Origin of the sequence: Pseudonocardia sp. Ae505_Ps2 (assembly GCF_001932425.1) — a bacterium.
Classification (GTDB): Bacteria; Actinomycetota; Actinomycetes; order Mycobacteriales; family Pseudonocardiaceae; genus Pseudonocardia.
Genome location: NZ_MCIP01000001.1, coordinates 4,455,060 through 4,472,504 on the forward strand (window position 1 = coordinate 4,455,060; position 17,445 = coordinate 4,472,504).

Genomic DNA, 17,445 nt, shown 5'->3' on the forward strand with positions numbered 1-17,445 from the left:
CGACCACGACCCCGGCGGCGACCTGCCGGACACCATCCTCGAGATGCGCGCCATCACCAAGACCTTCCCGGGGGTGACCGCGCTGTCGGAGGTCTCGCTCGCCGTGCGCCGCGGCGAGATCCACGCGATCTGCGGCGAGAACGGCGCCGGCAAGTCGACGCTGATGAAGGTGCTCTCCGGGGTGCACCCGGCGGGCACCTACGACGGCGAGATCGTCCTCGACGGGAGACCGGCCCGGTTCGCCGGGATCCGCGACTCCGAGGCCGACGGCATCGTGATCATCCACCAGGAGCTCGCGCTGGTGCCGCACCTGTCGATCGCCGAGAACGTGTTCCTCGGCAACGAGCGGCGCGGCAGGCTGGGGCTGGTCGACTGGCGACGGACCCACGCCGAGGCCGCCCGCCTGCTCGCCGAGGTGGGCCTCACCGAGAACCCCGCGACGCCGGTCGGGCGGCTCGGCGTCGGCAAGCAGCAGCTCGTCGAGATCGTCAAGGCGATGACCAAGGACGTCCGGCTGCTCATCCTCGACGAGCCCACCGCCGCGCTCAACGACACCGACTCCGCGCACCTGCTGGAGCTGATCCGGCGCTTCCGCGACAACGGCATCACCTCGATCATCATCTCGCACAAGCTCGACGAGATCGTCTCGATCGCCGACCGCACGACCGTCATCCGCGACGGCCGCACCGTCGAGACCTTCACCGTCGCCGACGAGCCCGCCCCGCGGAACCGGATCATCCGCGGAATGGTCGGCCGTGACCTCACCTCCTTCTACCCGGAGCGGGCGAGCAGCCCGGGGGAGGAGCTGCTGCGGATCACCGACTGGACGGTCTGGCACCCGACCCAGGACCGCAAGGTCGTCGACGCCGCGTCGCTGTCGGTGCGGGCCGGGGAGGTCGTCGGCATCGCCGGGCTGATGGGCGCGGGCCGCACCGAGCTCGCGATGAGCGTGTTCGGGCGGTCCTGGGGCCGCGACGTCAGCGGCACCCTGCGGATCGGGGGTCGCGAGGTCCGCGCCCGCTCGGTGTCCGACGCGATCGAGGCCGGGCTCGCCTACGTCACCGAGGACCGCAAGCACCTCGGCCTCAACCTGGTCGACGACATCCGGCGCAACGTCTCCGGCGCGGGCCTGCACCGGCTCGCCCGCCACGGCTGGGTCGACGCCGACGCCGAGCTGCGCGTCGCCGAGTCCTACCGGAGGGATCTCGGCATCCGGGCGGCGAGCACGAGTGTCGGGGTCGGCACCCTGTCCGGCGGCAACCAGCAGAAGGTCGTCCTGGCCAAGTGGCTGTTCACCGAGCCGGACGTGCTGATCCTCGACGAGCCGACCCGCGGGATCGACGTCGGCGCCCGCTACGAGATCTACGTGATCATCAACCGGCTGGTGGAGGCCGGCAAGGCGGTCCTGGTCATCTCCTCCGAGCTGCCCGAGCTCCTGGGGATCTGCGACCGCGTCTACACCCTGTCGGCCGGACGGATCACCGGCGAGGTGCCGGTCGCCGAGGCCACCCAGGAGGGCCTGATGGCCCTCATGACCCAGGAGGCGGAGAGCTCCGCATGACCAGCACCCTCCCGAAGAAGGACCCCTCCTCCGACGAGCGCCCCGGCGCCGGCGCGGCGGCCCTGCACTCCGGCACGAGCGACCTGCGACGGCTGCTGGCCGGCAACGTCCGCCAGAGCGGCATCGTGATCGCGTTCGTGGCGATCGTCGCGCTGTTCGCGGTCCTCACCGGCGGCGTCTCGCTGAGCCCGGGCAACATCACCAACATCGTCCTGCAGTACTCCTACATCCTGGTCCTCGCGATCGGGATGGTGATCGTCATCGTCGGCGGGCACATCGACCTGTCGGTGGGGTCGGTGGTCGCGCTCACCGGCGCGGTCGCCGCGGTCCTCGTGATCGGTGGCGGCCTGCCCTGGTGGGTCGGTGTCGTCGCGGCCGTCGGCGTCGGCGTGCTGGTCGGCGTCTGGCACGGCTTCTGGGTCGCCTACGTCGGCATCCCCGCCTTCATCGTGACCCTCGCCGGGATGCTGCTGTTCCGCGGGCTGACCCTGCAGGTGCTGGGCAACATCTCGCTCTCGCCGTTCCCCGCGGAGTACCAGCAGATCGCGGGCGGCTTCCTCAACGGGCTCATCGGCGGCCAGGGCTACGACGCGTTCACCGTCCTGATCGCCGCGCTCGGCGTCGCCGGGTACGCGGTGCTCGCCTACCGGAGCCGGGTCGCGAAGGTCCTCGACCTGCAGCAGGTCGAGTCGTTCCCGCTGTTCGCCTGCCGGATCGCACTCGTCGGGCTGGTCGTCATGGCGTTCGCCTGGCAGCTGGCGTCCTCCCGCGGGCTGCCCGTGGTGCTGGTCGTCCTGTCGGTGCTGGTGCTCGCCTACGGCCTGCTCACCCGGCGCACCGTGTTCGGCCGCCACGTCTACGCCCTCGGCGGCAACGCCGCCGCGGCCCGGCTGTCCGGGGTGCGGGTCCGCGCCGTCACGTTCTGGATCTTCGTGAACATGGGCTTCATGGCCGGCGTGGCCGGGGTGATCTACTCGGCCCGGTCGAACGGTGCCCAGCCCGCGGCGGGGAACATGTTCGAGCTCGACGCGATCGCCGCCGCGTTCATCGGCGGCGCCGCGGTGACCGGCGGTGTCGGCACCGTGGTCGGCGCGCTGGTCGGCGGTCTGATCATGGCCGTGATGAGCAACGGCATGCAGCTCATGGGCGTCGACCAGTCCGTGCAGTCGGTCGTGAAGGGACTCGTGCTGCTGTTCGCCGTCGCGTTCGACGTGTGGAACAAGCGCCGCGCCCGCGGCGACGCCTGAGCACGACCCGCCCGCCCGGCGTCGGGGCTGGGTGCCGCCACGGCGAACGCCCTCGGCAGGGGGACGGTCACGGACGGCTACGCTGCACGGATCGGAGGGGGTGGGCGTGGGGATCGCGATGGAGCCTGGGCCGAGGCCGGGGCGGGCACCGTCCATGTTCGACGTGGCCCGCCGTGCCGGGGTCTCCCACCAGACGGTGTCCCGGGTGCTGAACGCGCACCCCAACGTCCGGGAGAGCACCCGGGTGCGGGTCCGCACCGCGATCGAGGAGCTCGGCTACCGGCCGAACCGTGCCGCCCGCACCCTGGTGACCGGCCGTGACCGGGTGCTCGGGATCGTCGCCCCCCGGTCCACCCTGTTCGGTCCGGTCTCGCTGCTCGCCGCGTTCGAGGAGCAGGCGGTCGGTGCCGGATTCGGGGTCAGCGTCGTCCGGGTCCGCGAGATCGACGGCGGGTCGGTGCGCGAGGCCGTCCAGCGTCACCTCGACGGGCAGGTCGCCGGGATCGTCGTGATCGCGCCGGTCGCGTCGGTGGCCGAGGCGCTCGACTCCGTCCCGGGTGACGTCCCGCTCGTGACCGTCGACGGCGACCCCGAGCAGCAGCTGCCGATGGCGACGGTCGACCAGGTCGAGGGCGGTCGGATCGCCACCGAGCACCTGCTGGCCGCGGGGCACGCGACCGTCTGGCACGTCGCAGGCCCCACCGACTGGTTCGACGCGGCGGGCCGCGCGGCCGGCTGGGCCGCGGCACTGCGTGCGGCCGGGGCCGAGGTGCCCCCGGTGATGGCCGCGGACTGGAGCGCGGACGCCGGGTACCGGGCGGGGGAGCTGATGGCCCGGATGCCCGAGGTGACCGCGGTGTTCGCCGCGAACGACGCGCTGGCCACCGGCCTGCTGCACGCCTTCCACGACCGCGGCCGGCGGGTCCCGGGCGACGTCAGCGTCGTCGGGTTCGACGACGTGCCCGTCTCGGCGCACCTGATCCCGCCGCTGACGAGTCTGCGCGCGGACTTCGAGGCCGTCGCCCGGGAGGCGCTCGACCTGCTGCTGAACCACGGCGACGGTCCGGACGCGCCGCAGGCGGTGCACCGGAGGATCGCCCCGGTGCTGGTGTCCCGCGACAGCGTCGGCCCGCCGCAACGCTGACGGCCGCCGTCAGTCGGTGGTCTGCACCTTCGTCGCGAGCAGCTCCCAGCTGCGCCACCAGCTCTCCCGGCGCGGCGCCGGACCGGTGACGATCAGCTCGTCGGCGTCGGCGCGGGCGGCGAACTCCTCCAGGTACGCGGTGACGGTCTCCGGTGTCCCGACCGCGGTGTAGCGGGTCATCGACCGGATCTGCTCGCCCGAGGCGCTGTCGAGGACCGCGTCGGCCTCGGCGTCGGTCAGCGAGGCTCCCCGTCGGCCGGTGAACAGCCGCACCCGGGACCGCTGCACCTCGCGCTGGATCTGCTGCGCCTCGTCCTCGGAGTCCGCGGCGATCACGTTCACCCCGGCCAGGACGTGCGGGGCGGACAGCTGCTCCGAGGGCCGGAACTCGCGGCGGTAGAGCGCCACGGCCTGCTCCAGGGCGTCCGGCGCGAAGTGCGAGGCGAAGCCGTAGGGCAGCCCCAGTGCGGCCGCGACCTGCGCGCCGTAGAGCGAGGACCCGAGGATCGTCAGCGGGACCCCGGTGCCGCGGCCCGGGTGGGCCTCGACGCCCGGGACCAGGCTGGTCGTCCCGAGGAAGGCCTGCAGCTCCTGCACGTCCTGCGGGAAGGTCTCCGACGCGCGCGGATCCCGCCGCAGGGCCGCGACGGTCGCCTGGTCGGTGCCGGGCGCGCGGCCGAGCCCCAGCTCGATGCGGCCGGGGTGGAGCTCGGCGAGGGTGCCGAACTGCTCGGCGATCTGCAGCGGCGAGTGGTTCGGCAGCATCACCCCGCCGGAGCCGAGCGTGATGCGCTCGGTGTGCGCGGCGACGTGGGCGATGACCACGCTCGTCGCAGCCGACGCGATCGAGCCCATGTTGTGGTGCTCGGCGTACCAGATCCGCCGGAACCCCCAGTCCTCGGCGCGCTGCGCCAGCCTGGTGCTGGCCTCCAGGCCCTGGGCGACGGTCTCACCCCGGGCGACGGTGGCCAGGTCCAGGATCGACAACGGCAGCGGTAGCGGCATGACAGCACCTCACGGATCGACACGGTGACCTCTCGGTCAACGAACCGGAGGCCCATCCTCTTCCGTCCCGGGGGTTCCGGATCGGAAATGTGGCGACCCCGCGCGCGGCGGGAAGTCCTGCACCCCGAGCGCGACGCCGATCCGGCCCAGCGCCGCCCGGTCCTGCGCGTCGAGCCGGTCGAGGACGACGTCCCGGACCGCACGCAGGTGGGTCGGTGCAGCGGCGTGCACGACGTCGAACCCGGCGTCGGTGAGGGCGGCGAGGGTGTAGCGGCCGTCGTCGGGATCGGGGGAGCGGTGCATCCAGCCGCGGCCCTCCAACCGCTTCACCACGTTGGACAGCCGCGACAGCGAGCCGTTCGTCAGGAAGGCGAGCTCGCTCATCCGCAGCCTGCGTCCCGGTGCCTCGGACAGATGGCTGAGCGTCAGGTACTCGAACAGCGTGATGCCGTGCGCCTGCTGCAGCGGGGCCTCCAGCCGGCCGGGCAGCAGCATGATCAGCGAAATCACACTCGTCCACGCCGCCTTCTCCTCGCCGTCCAGCCACGTCGGCTCGTCACCACCGACCTCCGGCGTCGCCCGCTCCGTCGTCACCCGTCGCCCCCGTCCCTGGTTCCGAGCTCGTACTTTACAGGTGAAGCCATGAGTTGTAGCTTGAATTCATGAGTGAAGTCATTGACCACGCGACCCTCACGTTCCACGTCACGCCGGGCTACGGCGTCACGGCCCGCGACCTGCTCGGCTACAGCCAGGCGGTCCGGATCGGCGACCGGGTGGAGACCTCGGGCCAGGGTGGCTGGAACGACGACCTGGTCGTCGTCGAGGACCTCGAACAGGAGATCGTGCAGGCGTTCGACAACGTCGGGCGCACGCTCGCCGAGGCGGGCGCGACCTGGGTCGACGTGGTCCACGTGAACTCCTACCACAAGGTCGAGCCCGGGGCCGAGGCCATCGGCGACGAGCACAACCGGGTCATGGTCCGGGAGTTCCGCAACCGGCTCGGCGGGCGCGCGCCGGTGTGGACCCAGACCGGGGTCACCGTGCTCGGGCTCGCCACCATGCGGATCGAGATCCGGGTGACCGCCCTGGTCGGGTCGGCCGGCTGAGGCCGGCTCAGCGGGTCCGCTCGTAGTGCCGGCGCGCCTTGGCGCGGTTCCCGCAGACCGCCATTGAGCACCACCGGGCGCGGTTCGCGCGGCTGCGGTCGAGCAGGAACAGTCGGCACGCGTCGTTGGCGCAGGGGCGCAGCCGCCCGGGCAGCTGCTCCTCGACGGCGGCCCAGGCGAGTACGGCCTCGACGGCGAGCCGGGCGTGCGGGGGCGTGACGGTCCGCCAGGTCAGCCGGCCGTCGGTGAACTCCGGTGTCCGGCGCACGCCGTCGAGGAGCGGGGCCAGCGCGACACCCGGGTCGGCGTCCCCCCGTGCGACCCGGGTGAGTGCGTCCCGCGCGCGGCGCAGTGCCGCCAGCTCCTCCGGGTCGCCGTCCCCGCCGTGCCCCCGTGCCCAGCGGCGTCCCGAGGTGGGGTCGCGGAGGGCGTCGCGCTCCGTGCCGTCGACCAGGGGTCTGCTGTTGAGCAGGTCCAGTAGCAGGTCCACGTCGCCTCCTAACCGCATCGACTTCTTTGACAGGTTACATGCGAGCGTGCTTCCGTGACGGTGTCTAACCACATCGAGCACGTGAAGGAGTTAGCCATGCCGCTCGTCCACCATCGGACCGCGACCGTCGACGGACACGAGGTCTTCTACCGGGAGGCCGGTCCCGCGGACGCACCCACGATCGTCCTCCTGCACGGCTACCCGACCAGCTCGTCGATGTTCCGGCACCTGATCCCGCTGCTGGCCGGCGACCACCACGTGATCGCACCGGACCACCTCGGCTTCGGGCACTCCGCCGCCCCGCCGGCGGCCGAGTTCGACTACACCTTCGACGCGCTCGCGGACGTCACCGACGGGCTGCTCGAGCTGCTGGGGGTCGACCGCTACGCGCTCTACGTCCAGGACTACGGCGCACCGATCGGCTGGCGGCTCGCCCTCGCCCACCCGGAGCGGATCACCGCGATCGTCACCCAGAACGGCAACGGCTACGAGGACGGGTTCGTCGAGTCCTTCTGGACCGACGTCTGGGCCTACGGGGCCGCGCCCGGCCCGGAGACCGAGCCCCCCGTCCGTGCTGCCCTCGGCCTCGACGCGATCCGGTGGCAGTACCTGCACGGGGTGCCCGACCCGGGCACGGTGGACCCGGACACCTGGCACCACGACCACGCGCTCGTCTCGCGCGAGGGCAACGACGCGGTCCAGCTCGCGCTGTTCCGCGACTACCGCACCAACCGACCGTTGTACCCGCGCCTGCACGAGTTCCTGCGGACCTCGGGGGTCCCTGTGCTCGCGGTGTGGGGGCGCAACGACGAGATCTTCGGACCGGACGGGGCACGGGCGTTCGCCCGGGACGCCCGCGACGTCGAGGTGCACCTGGTGGACGGCGGCCATTTCCTGCTCGAGAGCCACCTCGACGTCGTCGCCGGGCACCTGCGGCGCTTCCTGGAGCGGGTCCCGCGGTGAGGCGTGCGCCCGACGGTGGACGCGCGGGTCGGTCCCGGCCGCGACGACGACCGCCGCTCACGCGGCAGCCAGATCGGCCTCCAGTGCCTCGGTGAGCAGCGCGACCAGCGCCTCGCGCTGCACGTCGGCCGACGAGCCGGACACGTCGTCGGCGCCGTCGAGTGCCGCCGCCGCGAGACCGGCCTTGGCGTCGATCAGGTCTGCGATCCGGGCGTCGATCGTCTGCGCGGCGAGGATCCGCCACGCGGTCACCGGTTCGGACTGACCGATCCGGTGGCTGCGGTCGATCGCCTGGGTCTGCTCGGCCGCGGTCCAGGACAGCTCCGCGAGCACGATGTTCGACGCGACCTGCAGGTTCAGCCCGACCCCCGCCGCGGTCAGCGAGCACACCGCCACCGCGACGCCCGGGTCGTTCACGAACGCGTCGATGTTGCGCTGGCGCACCGTCGGCGTCTGGTCGCCGCGGATCGAGGAGTACCGCACGCCCTGCTTGGCGAAGGTCTGCTCGGCGGCGTCCATGACGTCGACGTGCTTGGCGAAGAACACGACCTTGCCCGCGCTGCGCGCGATCTGCACCGCGTAGTCCGCCGCCAGCCCGGCCTTGGCCCGGCCGAGGCGGCGCATCATCGTGAACACGTTGTCCCCGGAGCCCGCCTCCGCCGCGTCCTTCTGCTCCCAGCCCGCGACGTCGCGGACCAGGCCGTGGTCGATGCCCTCGACGCCCGGGCCGGACCGCCGGGCCGCCAGCGCCGCGGTGTAGCGGGCCACCATCCGCCGGGCCAGCGCCTTCTCCGCCGCCCGGATCGACCGGCCGGTCGGGCCGTCGATCTCGACGGGCAGGTCGGCGATGCGCCGGGCCGGGATGTCCGCGGCGACGTCGATCTTGCGACGACGCACGATGCCCATGTCGACGACGCACTGGCGGGCGGCGCGCTCGAACAGCCCGTCGGCCGGGGTCATCCCGGTCGCGGTCAGCGCGTCGAGCAGCTCGGCGCGCGGCTTGGTCGCGTCGATCCAGCCGAGGAACTGCCAGATGGCGAGGAAGTCCTCGACGTCGTTGATCAGAGGGGTGCCGGTCAGCGCCATGAGCAGCGGTCGCGGGATGAAGGCCCGGATCTTCTCGGCGATCTCCAGGACGTGCTTGGACCGCTGCGAGGTGCGGTTCTTGATGAAGTGCGCCTCGTCGACGACCATGCCGCGGAACCCGAAGTCGCCCAGCCAGCCGATGTGCCGGTCGAGCACCTCGTAGTTGACGACGACGATGTCGGCGAAGCCGTCGACGGAGTCGCCGTTGCCCTGGATCGCGGTCGCGGACCGGCGCGGCGCCCACAGCGCGGCCTCGCGCACCCAGTTGGTCTTCACCACGTTCGGCACGACCACCAGCAGCGGGTAGGCGTTCGCCGCCTCCGCCGCGCGCAGCGCCTGCGCGGTCTTGCCCAGGCCCGGCTCGTCGGCGAGCAGGAAGGTGCGGTGCCCGTTCTCGGCGGCGGCGACGAGCTTCGCCTGGTGCGGCATCAGCTCCCGGCCACCCGGGATCGGGCGGGTCGACGGCTCGGGCAGCTCCATGCAGGCCGGGGCACCGGCCCCGGCACGCTCGAAGGAACGCAGCAGCGGGCCGAGCAGCTCCCAGCCGGTCAGCGGGGTCGGGCGCGGGCCGCTCGGCGGGGCGGCGGAGAAGTCGGGCGCCAGGAACGGGTTGGCCATCTGCCGGGCCACCACGGACCGCGGCACGACCTGCGGCTTCGCCGGGACCTGCGGGACGTCGACGGGCTCCGGTTCCGGCTCCGGCTCGTCGACCTCGATACCGGCCGAACGCAGCATCTCCCGCTTCAGCGCGCGCGCCGAGTCGGAGACGACGGCGTCGTCGGCGAGCAGTGCCAGCAGGCCGGCGTCGCGCACCGCGTCCATCGCCAGCGCCTTCGCGATCTCGTCGAGGCGCTGCAGGGTCTCGGCGCGCTTCGCGTCGTCGTGCCGGTCACGGACCCGGGCCCGTTCGTCACGCAGCAGCAGCGCCACCGTCTGGAACTTGGTGCGGGTGGCCGGGGTGACCCGGCCGCTCCGCAGAGCCGTCCGCACCTCGCGGGCGGCCCCGGTCAGCACCGACATCACGTCGTTGCCGCGCGGGCGGCGACGTCGCTGGGGGGTGCCCTGGCGAGCCCCGGTCCGGGGCCTGCCTCCTCGCGCCACGTACTGCTCCTGTCGACGTCCTGCGGCGCCGGTCCGTGGCCGCGTCCCTTGTGGGGGCCGCGGCCGGACGTGCTCGACGTGACGAAGGGCCTGATGGCCCCTCCGCACCACGAACCGGCCGGTGGGGGATCGCAGTCACGGAGGTCGGCGGTCCGGCTGCGGGAAGCGCCACAGGCCGTCGACGGTGTCCGGGACCCGCTCTCCGCCCCGGCCGTCGGAACGCCCGGGACGGGCGGCAGATCTGATCCGGGTGCCACCCTACCCCGCGCGGGCCCGGTCGGCGCGTGACACACCGGTGGCGGTCGACACCACTGCCGATACCCCTGCCGACAGCACTGCCGTCACCGGTCCGGGCCGACCGGTCCCTCGATCCGGAACAGCCGGCGGGCGTTGCCCTCGGTGAACAGGGCGCGGTCGGTGGCGTCGAACTCGTCGAGGAACGCCTCGACCTCCACCCGCGACGGGTGCTGGAAGGGTGGTCGGTCGAGAACAGCAGCCGGTCGGGCGTCGTCACCGCGAGCGCGTGCTGCAGGTGCGCGGGGTCGAGCATGCCCGAGCAGGTGAGCACGATGTTCTCGCGCACGTACTCGGGCACCGAGCGTTCCAGCCCCGCGACCCGGGCGACGCCGTTCGCCCGGTCGGCCCAGTAGGGCAGCAGCTCCCCCCAGTGGCCGAGCACGACGGTCAGACCGGGGTGCCGGTCGAAGGTACCGCGGGCGATCAGGCGCAGCACCGCGACGGCGGCCTCCACGTGCCAGCCCCACCCGAACGTCGCGAGCGCCAGGTCGGTGGTGGTGCCGAACCCGGAGTACGACGCGTCGCGCACGGCGGGCGGCGGGACCTGCGGGTGCACGAACACCGGCAGCGCACGCGCCGCGGCGACGGCGAACAGGTCGTCGAGGCGCGGGTCGTCGAGCAGGAGCTCGCCGCTGCGGCCGTAGACCATCGCCCCGACCATGCCCAGGTCGGCGGCGCGTTCCAGCTCGGCCGCGACCGCCGACGGCGCCGCGGTGGGCAGGGTCGCCATCGCCCGCAGGCGTCGCGGACGGTCGGCGACGGCCGCGGCGGCGGTGTCGTTGAGCTCGCGGCACAGCGCGACCGCGTCCGCCGGGTCCAGCGGCCCGGTCGAGGGCGGGGCGATCGAGAGCACCTGCAGGTCGACGCCCTGGGCGTCCATCGCGGCGATCCGGCCCGCGCCGAGGTCGTGCAGCTGCGCGAGGTGGTCGCCGATGTCGTTCAGCGCGGTGCTCGGGTCCCGCCGGTCCGCCGGCAGGGCGGCCAGCGCCGCGTCCAGCGCGGGGGAGGTCCAGTGCTCCTCGACGGCGATGATCGACATGGGTGCTCCCGCGGCTGTCGGAGGACCGGCCTCGCGACCACGGGGCCGACGACGATGCTGCCACCGCAGGGACGGCGGGGTCGCAGCGCCCGGTGCCGCCGGGCGGGCGGGTCGACCATCGTGATGCAGGCGCCGCCTCAGCCGCGCAGGATCCGCGGGATCGCCTGCCGCACCGCCGCGAGGTCGGTGAGGACCTCGACGGCGCCGGCCGCGGTCAGCTCGTCGACACCGGCACCGCCGGTGCGCACCGCGTAGGCCGGGTGCCCGGCGGCCGCCGCGGCGCGCACGTCCCACTCCGAGTCGCCCAGCACGAACGCGGTCGACCCGGCGACCCGGCGCACCGCGGTCCTGACCAGGTCCGGGTCGGGCTTGGTGCGGCGCGCGTCCTCCCGGGTGAGGCAGGCGTCGGCCAGCTCGCGCCCGCCGAACAGGTCGAGGTAGGCATCGACGTGCTCCGAGTCGCCGGAGCTGGCCAGCACGACCTTCATCCCGAAGCCGTCGCGCAGGTCGGCGAGCAGCTCCGCGGCCTGCGGCAACGCGACGACCTCGCCGAGCAGCGGGTCGAACTCCTCCTTCCAGGCCGCGCGGGCGTCGTCGCCGTGGGCGTCCTCGAACTCCTGCCCCGCCACGGCGGGTACCAGCTGGTCGCCGCCCATCCCGACGGCGCGGTGCAGCCGCCACAGCGGCACCGTGACGTCGAACCGGCGCAGGGCGCGGGACCAGGCGAGGGCGTGGTGGTAGTTCGTGTCGACGAGCGTGCCGTCGACGTCGATCACCGCGGTGTCCGGGGTCGTCATCCGCGCGGGGTACCCGCGCGCCGCCGGTCCAGTCCGGGTCCGCCCGGTGATCTGCGCCCTGCGGTGCCGCCGGGTGGAGCGACCGGCCTGCCGGACCGCGGCCGCCCTGTTCGGGCTGCCGACGCTGGTCGGGGCCGGGGACGCCGTCCCGCTCGCCGACGGTGCGTTCCCGGCCTGCTGGTGTCTCGGCGTGCTCTGCACGGTCGAGGACAAGGCCGCCGTGCTGGCCGAGCTGCACCGGGTGCTCCGCCCTGGCGGGTCGCTCGGGCTGCTGGTGTTCCTGGCCGACACCGAACGCCCGGCCGGGTCCCCGGAGGGCAACCGGTTCCCGTCGGCGCCGGAGCTGCGCGCCTTGCTGCACGACGCCGGGTTCGCGCTCACCGACGAGGCGGCGCTCACCGCCTTTCCCCCGTCCCCGCAGGACTGGCGGGACAGCACGGCCCGGGTGGACGCGGTCCTGGACCGCGACCACGGGCACGATCCGCGCCACGCCGCGGCCCGCGAGCAGTCCGAGCGGATCGGGCGGCTGATCGCCGACGGCACCGTCACCGGCCTGCTGCTGCACGCCGTGGCCCGCTGACCCCGGCGCCCGCCGGGCTCACGCGACCGGCATGCCCGCCCCGCCCGCGCCGACACCCGGCCGGGGCTGGGGGAGCGCCGGACCGGCGTCGCGCAGCAGGTCGGCCAGCCCGCCGCGGGCACGGCCCCGGGTGCGGGCGCTGGTCCGGACCGTCCCGGGCGCACCTGGGACGACGCGGTAGCCACCGGCCCGCAGCCGGGCGACGAGCCCGTGGTCCTCGCCACAGGCCAGCGGCGGGAACCCGCCCACCGCCGCCCACGCGTCGGCGCGCACCCCCAGGTTGGCGCCGTACACCGGGTGCTCGGGCGGCGCCGGCTCCCCGGGCGGGCGCGGCAGCCCGGGCACGTCGAGCACCACCCCACCGGCGACGGCGTCGGCGCCGGCCGCGGCCAGCGCCAGGTGCGCGGCCACCCAGCCGGGGGTCACGGTGCCGTCGGCGTCGGTGCCGAGCAGCCAGCTCGTGGCGGGGGTGGCGCCGTCGGCGGCGAGCAGCGTGGCCAGGGTGCGGGCGGCGACCTCGCGGACCGCGCCGATCGTGACCGGTCCGGCGACCTCGTGCGGCCGCTGCACGGGCCGGCCGCCGGGCAGCGGGGCCACCCCGGCGGTGGGTTCGAGCACCGTCACCCGCACCCGGGCCGCGGCCGGGTGCGTCGCGGCCGCGGCCCTGGCGAGCGCGGCGGTGGTGTCGGAGCAGCGGTCGGCGACCACGCACAGCGCCCGCGCGGTGAGCCCTGGCGTGTGGTCGAGGGACGTCAGCACGGAGCGGACGCACGCGGCGACGGTGGCCGCCTCGTCGTGGGCGGGGACGAGCACCCCGACGGCGGACGGTGCGCCACGGGTCCGCACGGGCCGGCTCACCGGCGCCGGACCACGTGCAGCAGGAACTGCTCGTCGGTGTGCTCGACGAGGGTGTCGAAGCGGTCGTCGGCCAGCACGCGTGCGTGCACGGCCGCGGCGTCGGCTGGTGCCTCGGCGGGCCACTGCCGCCAGTGCACCAGCACCAGGTCGCCGCCCGGCACCAGCGCACCCGCGATGCGGTCGAGCACGGCGTCGACCCGCGTGGCGGGCAGGTAGTAGAGGAACTCCGCGAGCACCACGAGGTCGACCCCGCCGGGGACGGCCCGGTCGTCGTCGACGTCGGCCCGGAGGATCTCGACGCCCGGGGTCCCGCCGACGGCCTCGGTGGTGGCGGCGACGGCCTCGTCGACGACGTCGGAGGCCACCAGCCGGTCGCAGCGGGCCGCCAGCGCGCGGGTCAGCTCGCCGAGCCCGCACGCCGGTTCGGCGGCGAGGGCGTAGTGGTCCCGGGGCAGGCAGGCCAGCAGGACGTCGCGCTTGCGCCGCTCGTAGAACGAGCCGCGCACGTCCCAGGGGTCGGCGCCGTCGCGGTAGAGCCCGGCGAACAGCTCCGGCGGCGCCCCCGAGGGTGACGGCTCCCGGAAGTGGACCTCGTGGTCGCCGTCGAAGTGCGCGAGCGTCGCCGCGGACAGCACCGCCCGGGTCCCGCCGGGCGGCACCGCGGACTGCGACGCGTGCGCGGCGATCGCGCGCCGCCGGGCGTCGCGGTCCTCGGGCGACAGGGTCAGCCGGTGGGCGCGCTCCCACGGCACGCCGGGGTCGGTCGGTGGGATCCGGGTGCGCGCCCAGATCGGGAACCCGAAGCCGTGGGCGGTCACCGGGGCGGCCCGGGGGCAGGCCCGCCCGACCGCGGCGTGGTCGGGGTGGGGGTCGCCGCGCCACGGGCTCGCCCAGGCGTCGGCGCCGGCGAGCAGCCCGGTCAGCGGCCCGACGAGCTGGTCCTCGTGCAGCGCCGAGTCGGGCAGCCCGAGCCGGTGGACCGTCGCGGGGACGCCCAGCTCGGCCAGCGCCGCGTCGAGCTCGGCGAGGCGGGTGCGGGCCAGCTCGGCCCGGTCGATCGACCCGACCTCGGGCAGGGCGGCCTCCCCGTCGCTGGCCAGGACGATCTCGACGGTGCCGCCCGCGGCGACGACGCCGCGCATGAGCCCGGCCGCGCCGAGGGTCTCGTCGTCGGGGTGGGCGCAGACCACGACCAGGCGGCCGAACGCCGACGGGTCCAGCTCGCGCCGGGCGAGGGTCCCGGCCGCGTCCTCCCAGACGTGCGCGGTCTGTACGGGCTCCATCAGGTCACCGGGGCGACCAGGGCGCGCCCGAGGGCGGCGAGGTCGCGTCCGCCGTGGTGCTGGCGGAGGTAGATCTGCAGGTCCGCGAGACGTTCGGTGAGCAGCGGCGACCCGGCCAGCACGGCCACCCCGGCGATCTCCGGGGCGGCGTCGAGGACGGTGCGGCACGCCCGCTCCACCGCGGCCCGCACGGTGGCGACCGCGTCGTGGTGGGGGCTCGTGGGGTCGGCGTCGATCCGGGCGGCGGTGACGGCGAGCAGGGCGTCGGCGGCGGCGACGGCCGCGTGCACCGCCCCCAGCGCGGCGAGCCGGTGCGGGTCCGGGTCGGTGGTGCGCAGGGGTTCCGCGACGTGGTCGACGACCGCGGCGGCGGCACCCAGCCACACCGCGGCCACCCCGGCGCCGCCGTGGGCGAAGCCGGGGCGCGCGGTGTAGGCGTCCGGGCCGCCGACGACGGCCTCGGCCGGCACGGGCACGTCGTGCAGTACGACGTCGTGGGTGTCGCTGGCGGCCATCCCGGACGCCCGCCAGGCGGTCACCCGTTCCACCTGCGGGGCGCGCAGGTCCAGGTCCACGAGCCGGGTGCCGTCCTGCGCACCGGCGACGACCAGGGCCCGGTCGAGCAGGTGGGTGCCCGAGCAGAACCGCACGGTGCCCGTGAGGCGCAGCCCGTCGCGGCCGCCGTCGAGCCGGGCCCCGCCGCCGGACCGCGACGCCCAGACCCCGTAACTGGCGCCCGGGGCGGGGGAGCGGTGGAGGTCGGCGAGGATCGCGACGGCGTCGGCGTGCCCCTCGGCGAGCCGCGCGACCGGCAGGTCCCGTCGTGCGATGCGGGCCAGCCGGGCCCACCGGGTCGCGGTCGCCCCGGCGCCGGGCAGCGGGAGGTCCAGCTCACCGGCGGCCACGACGGCCGTGAGCGTCGCCCCGGGTGCGGCCGGGAACGGCTCGGTGGGGCCGGTCGGCGCGGGCACCGGGTCCAGGACGCCGGTGCCGGTGACGGCGGGTCGGTGATCGATGGTCACGGATGACCGTATGTCCGTCCCCCGCGGGTCCAAACCCGACCGGAGGGTGGTCGGGCTCAGCCGTACAGCCGCCGGTGGGCGAACCGGACCGCGCCCCGGTAGAGCGCACCGGTCGCCCCCGCCGCGGCCAGCGCGGCCCGCGCCGCGTTGGCGCCGGGCCCGCCGTGCACCGCCCCGCCGGGGTGCGCCGACGCCCCGGCCAGGAACAGGCCCGGCACCGGGGTGTCGGCGCGGCCCAGACCCGGCACCGGACGGAACACCAGCTGCTGGTGCACCGCGGAGGTGCCCGCGGTGATCGCCCCGTCGACGAGGTTGCCGTCGCGGCGCTGCAGGTCCGCGGGCCCGGCGACGGCGCGGGCCCGGACCAGCGACCCGAACCCGGGGGCGTGGTCCTCCACCACCTGCTGCATCCGGTCGGCCCAGCGCAGCACCTCGTCGCGGCCCCAGCCGAGCCCGCGCGGCACGTGGGTGTAGGCCCACGCCGACTCGGTGCCGGGCGGGGAGCGGGTCGGGTCGGCCGTGGTCATCTGCCCGAACAGCAGGAACGGGTCGCCGGGCAGCCGGCCCGCGGTGAGGTCGGCGGCGTAGCGGCGCAGGCCGTCGAGGTCGGCGCCCAGGTGCACGGTGCCGGCCGACCGGGCGCCCGGCGCGGTCCAGGGGACCGGCCCGTCGAGCGCCCAGTCGAGCTTCACCGTCGAGTGGTCCCACTGGAACCGGTCGAGGTCGGCCACGAAGCGGGCCGGCAGGTGCTCCTCGCCGACGAGGTCGCGGAAGAGGCGGGGCGCGTCGACGTCGGCGAGCACCGCCCGGCGGGCGAGGACACGCTGCCCGGCCGCGTCCACGACACCGCTGGCCCGCCCGGACGGTCCGACCAGCACGGTCCGGACCGGTCGTCCGCAGTCGAGCCGACCGCCCCGTGCCGTGAGCCGGGCGACGAGGGCGCCGGTCAGGGCACCGGCACCGCCCTCCGGGACGGGGAAGCCGACGCGCTGCCCGACCATCGCCAGCAGCCAGCCGTAGGCGGCGCCCGCCGCGGAGTCCGGCCCGAGGTCGGTGTGCAGGGCGTTGCCCGCGAGCAGCAGCGGGGCGGCCCGGCCCCCGAAGTGCTCCTGGGCCATCCGGGCGACCGGCTGTACCAGCATCCGGGCCAGCCGCAGGGCGTCGCCGGTGCCGAGCGTGCGCAGCAGCCGGGTCGCCGGGCGGACCGGTGGGAACGGGCGCAGCGCGGCCGCGAGGACGTCGTCGCCGATCCGGTCCCACTGCGCGACGAGGGCGCGCCACGCGGCGCCGTCGCCGGGGTGGTCGTCGTCGAGCGCGTCGGCGGTGTCGTCGAGGCGGCGGTGCAGCACCGCGCACCGGCCGTCGGGGGTGGGGTGGGCGAGCACGGCGGGGGCGTGGCGCCACACCAGCCCGTGCGCGCCGAGGTCGAGCTCGCGCAGCACCGGGGACGCGGCGCCGAGGGGGTGGAAGGCGCTGGCGAGGTCGCTGACGAAGCCGGGCGCGGTGATCTCGGCCGAGCGCACGGCGCCGCCCGGCGCCTGGGCGGCCTCGCAGACCAGGACGTCCCAGCCGGCGTCGGCGAGCAGGTTCGCCGCGACGAGACCGTTGTGCCCGGCCCCGACGACGACGGCGTCGACCCGTTCTGCCACCCGTTCTGCCACGCGGTCCCCCTCCCGTGCCACGGCCCGCGGGCCCGCCGTGCATCCGCGGTACCCGGGCTCACGGACGTCATGCCGGTCACGACGGGCAGCCCGCCGGTGCGCGGGTGGCCGCGCCGGCACGTCGACCGACCGGTGCCACGGACCCGGTCGAGTATGCCGACCCGGCCCGGCACCACTCCCACGGCCACGCGGTGGGCCGCGGTGG

The 17,445-nt window shown here is 75.4% G+C and carries 16 protein-coding genes; 6 read left to right on the top strand and 10 right to left on the bottom strand.

Annotated elements, in window-relative coordinates; translation table 11 throughout:
• The first annotated feature begins 43 nt into the window (after positions 1 to 43).
• The 3 genes from Ae505Ps2_RS20890 to Ae505Ps2_RS20900 all read left to right on the top strand — a co-directional run bounded on the left by Ae505Ps2_RS20890 (position 44) and on the right by Ae505Ps2_RS20900 (position 3,952).
• Positions 44 to 1,561, top strand: coding sequence for a sugar ABC transporter ATP-binding protein (locus Ae505Ps2_RS20890; protein ID WP_170917149.1), 1,518 nt, complete (start codon positions 44 to 46; stop codon positions 1,559 to 1,561).
• A complete protein-coding gene (gene mmsB / locus Ae505Ps2_RS20895) occupies positions 1,558 to 2,808 on the top strand; it encodes a multiple monosaccharide ABC transporter permease (RefSeq protein WP_075553904.1) in 1,251 nt (416 codons plus the stop codon). Before Ae505Ps2_RS20890 ends, mmsB begins: the two co-directional genes overlap by 4 nt.
• A gap of 154 nt (positions 2,809 to 2,962) precedes the next feature.
• Positions 2,963 to 3,952, top strand: a complete 990-nt coding sequence (locus tag Ae505Ps2_RS20900) for a LacI family DNA-binding transcriptional regulator (protein WP_139318726.1) — start codon at positions 2,963 to 2,965, stop codon at positions 3,950 to 3,952.
• A 9-nt stretch (positions 3,953 to 3,961) separates the two neighbouring features.
• Here the strand turns inward: Ae505Ps2_RS20900 and Ae505Ps2_RS20905 are convergent, their stop codons facing one another.
• Complete coding sequence (locus Ae505Ps2_RS20905; RefSeq protein ID WP_075306625.1) at positions 3,962 to 4,957, bottom strand: LLM class flavin-dependent oxidoreductase; 996 nt, start codon at positions 4,955 to 4,957, stop codon at positions 3,962 to 3,964.
• A 36-nt stretch (positions 4,958 to 4,993) separates the two neighbouring features.
• Positions 4,994 to 5,551, bottom strand: coding sequence for a MarR family transcriptional regulator (locus Ae505Ps2_RS20910; RefSeq protein ID WP_233147526.1), 558 nt, complete (start codon positions 5,549 to 5,551; stop codon positions 4,994 to 4,996).
• A 68-nt stretch (positions 5,552 to 5,619) separates the two neighbouring features.
• Between Ae505Ps2_RS20910 and Ae505Ps2_RS20915 the strand changes: the two genes are divergently transcribed.
• Positions 5,620 to 6,063: a Rid family hydrolase gene (locus tag Ae505Ps2_RS20915; protein ID WP_075553905.1), complete on the top strand. Its 444-nt coding sequence runs from the start codon at positions 5,620 to 5,622 to the stop codon at positions 6,061 to 6,063.
• 7 nt (positions 6,064 to 6,070) lie between these two features.
• Here Ae505Ps2_RS20915 and Ae505Ps2_RS20920 read toward each other — a convergent pair whose 3' ends face one another.
• Positions 6,071 to 6,553 (bottom strand): CGNR zinc finger domain-containing protein, encoded by a 483-nt coding sequence (locus tag Ae505Ps2_RS20920; protein ID WP_075306623.1) that lies wholly within the window; start codon positions 6,551 to 6,553, stop codon positions 6,071 to 6,073.
• Between the two features lie 96 nt (positions 6,554 to 6,649).
• On the opposite strand from Ae505Ps2_RS20920, the gene Ae505Ps2_RS20925 reads away from it, so the two are divergent.
• Complete coding sequence (locus Ae505Ps2_RS20925; RefSeq protein WP_075333364.1) at positions 6,650 to 7,516, top strand: alpha/beta hydrolase; 867 nt, start codon at positions 6,650 to 6,652, stop codon at positions 7,514 to 7,516.
• 57 nt (positions 7,517 to 7,573) lie between these two features.
• On the opposite strand, the gene Ae505Ps2_RS20930 is transcribed toward Ae505Ps2_RS20925, so the two are convergent.
• The 3 genes from Ae505Ps2_RS20930 to Ae505Ps2_RS20940 form a co-directional block, all read right to left on the bottom strand.
• On the bottom strand, positions 7,574 to 9,622 hold the full coding sequence (locus Ae505Ps2_RS20930) for a DEAD/DEAH box helicase (protein ID WP_198932293.1): 2,049 nt from the start codon (positions 9,620 to 9,622) through the stop codon (positions 7,574 to 7,576).
• Positions 9,513 to 11,039, bottom strand: coding sequence for an amidohydrolase family protein (locus Ae505Ps2_RS20935; RefSeq protein WP_249265314.1), 1,527 nt, complete (start codon positions 11,037 to 11,039; stop codon positions 9,513 to 9,515). Before Ae505Ps2_RS20935 ends, Ae505Ps2_RS20930 begins: the two co-directional genes overlap by 110 nt.
• A gap of 137 nt (positions 11,040 to 11,176) precedes the next feature.
• The gene (locus tag Ae505Ps2_RS20940; RefSeq protein ID WP_075553906.1) at positions 11,177 to 11,836 is read right to left on the bottom strand and encodes an HAD family phosphatase; all 660 of its coding nucleotides are present in this window, start codon (positions 11,834 to 11,836) and stop codon (positions 11,177 to 11,179) included.
• Positions 11,837 to 11,909: 73 nt separating this feature from the next.
• On the opposite strand from Ae505Ps2_RS20940, the gene Ae505Ps2_RS20945 reads away from it, so the two are divergent.
• Positions 11,910 to 12,416 carry a methyltransferase domain-containing protein gene (locus tag Ae505Ps2_RS20945; protein ID WP_158071486.1) on the top strand — a complete coding sequence of 169 codons (507 nt, stop codon included), beginning with the start codon at positions 11,910 to 11,912 and terminating at the stop codon, positions 12,414 to 12,416.
• Positions 12,417 to 12,434: 18 nt separating this feature from the next.
• Here Ae505Ps2_RS20945 and Ae505Ps2_RS20950 read toward each other — a convergent pair whose 3' ends face one another.
• From Ae505Ps2_RS20950 to Ae505Ps2_RS20965, 4 genes are read right to left on the bottom strand one after another with little or no spacing between them, the layout of a single operon-like run.
• On the bottom strand, positions 12,435 to 13,274 hold the full coding sequence (locus Ae505Ps2_RS20950; RefSeq protein ID WP_212567655.1) for a glycosyltransferase family 2 protein: 840 nt from the start codon (positions 13,272 to 13,274) through the stop codon (positions 12,435 to 12,437).
• Complete coding sequence (locus Ae505Ps2_RS20955; protein ID WP_084786369.1) at positions 13,271 to 14,557, bottom strand: bifunctional PIG-L family deacetylase/class I SAM-dependent methyltransferase; 1,287 nt, start codon at positions 14,555 to 14,557, stop codon at positions 13,271 to 13,273. Before Ae505Ps2_RS20955 ends, Ae505Ps2_RS20950 begins: the two co-directional genes overlap by 4 nt.
• Complete coding sequence (locus Ae505Ps2_RS20960; RefSeq protein WP_083702338.1) at positions 14,557 to 15,579, bottom strand: acyl-CoA dehydrogenase family protein; 1,023 nt, start codon at positions 15,577 to 15,579, stop codon at positions 14,557 to 14,559. The genes Ae505Ps2_RS20955 and Ae505Ps2_RS20960 overlap by 1 nt, the downstream gene beginning before the upstream one ends.
• Positions 15,580 to 15,635: 56 nt before the next feature.
• Positions 15,636 to 17,240 (bottom strand): NAD(P)/FAD-dependent oxidoreductase, encoded by a 1,605-nt coding sequence (locus Ae505Ps2_RS20965; protein ID WP_233147527.1) that lies wholly within the window; start codon positions 17,238 to 17,240, stop codon positions 15,636 to 15,638.
• Positions 17,241 to 17,445: the final 205 nt, after the last annotated feature.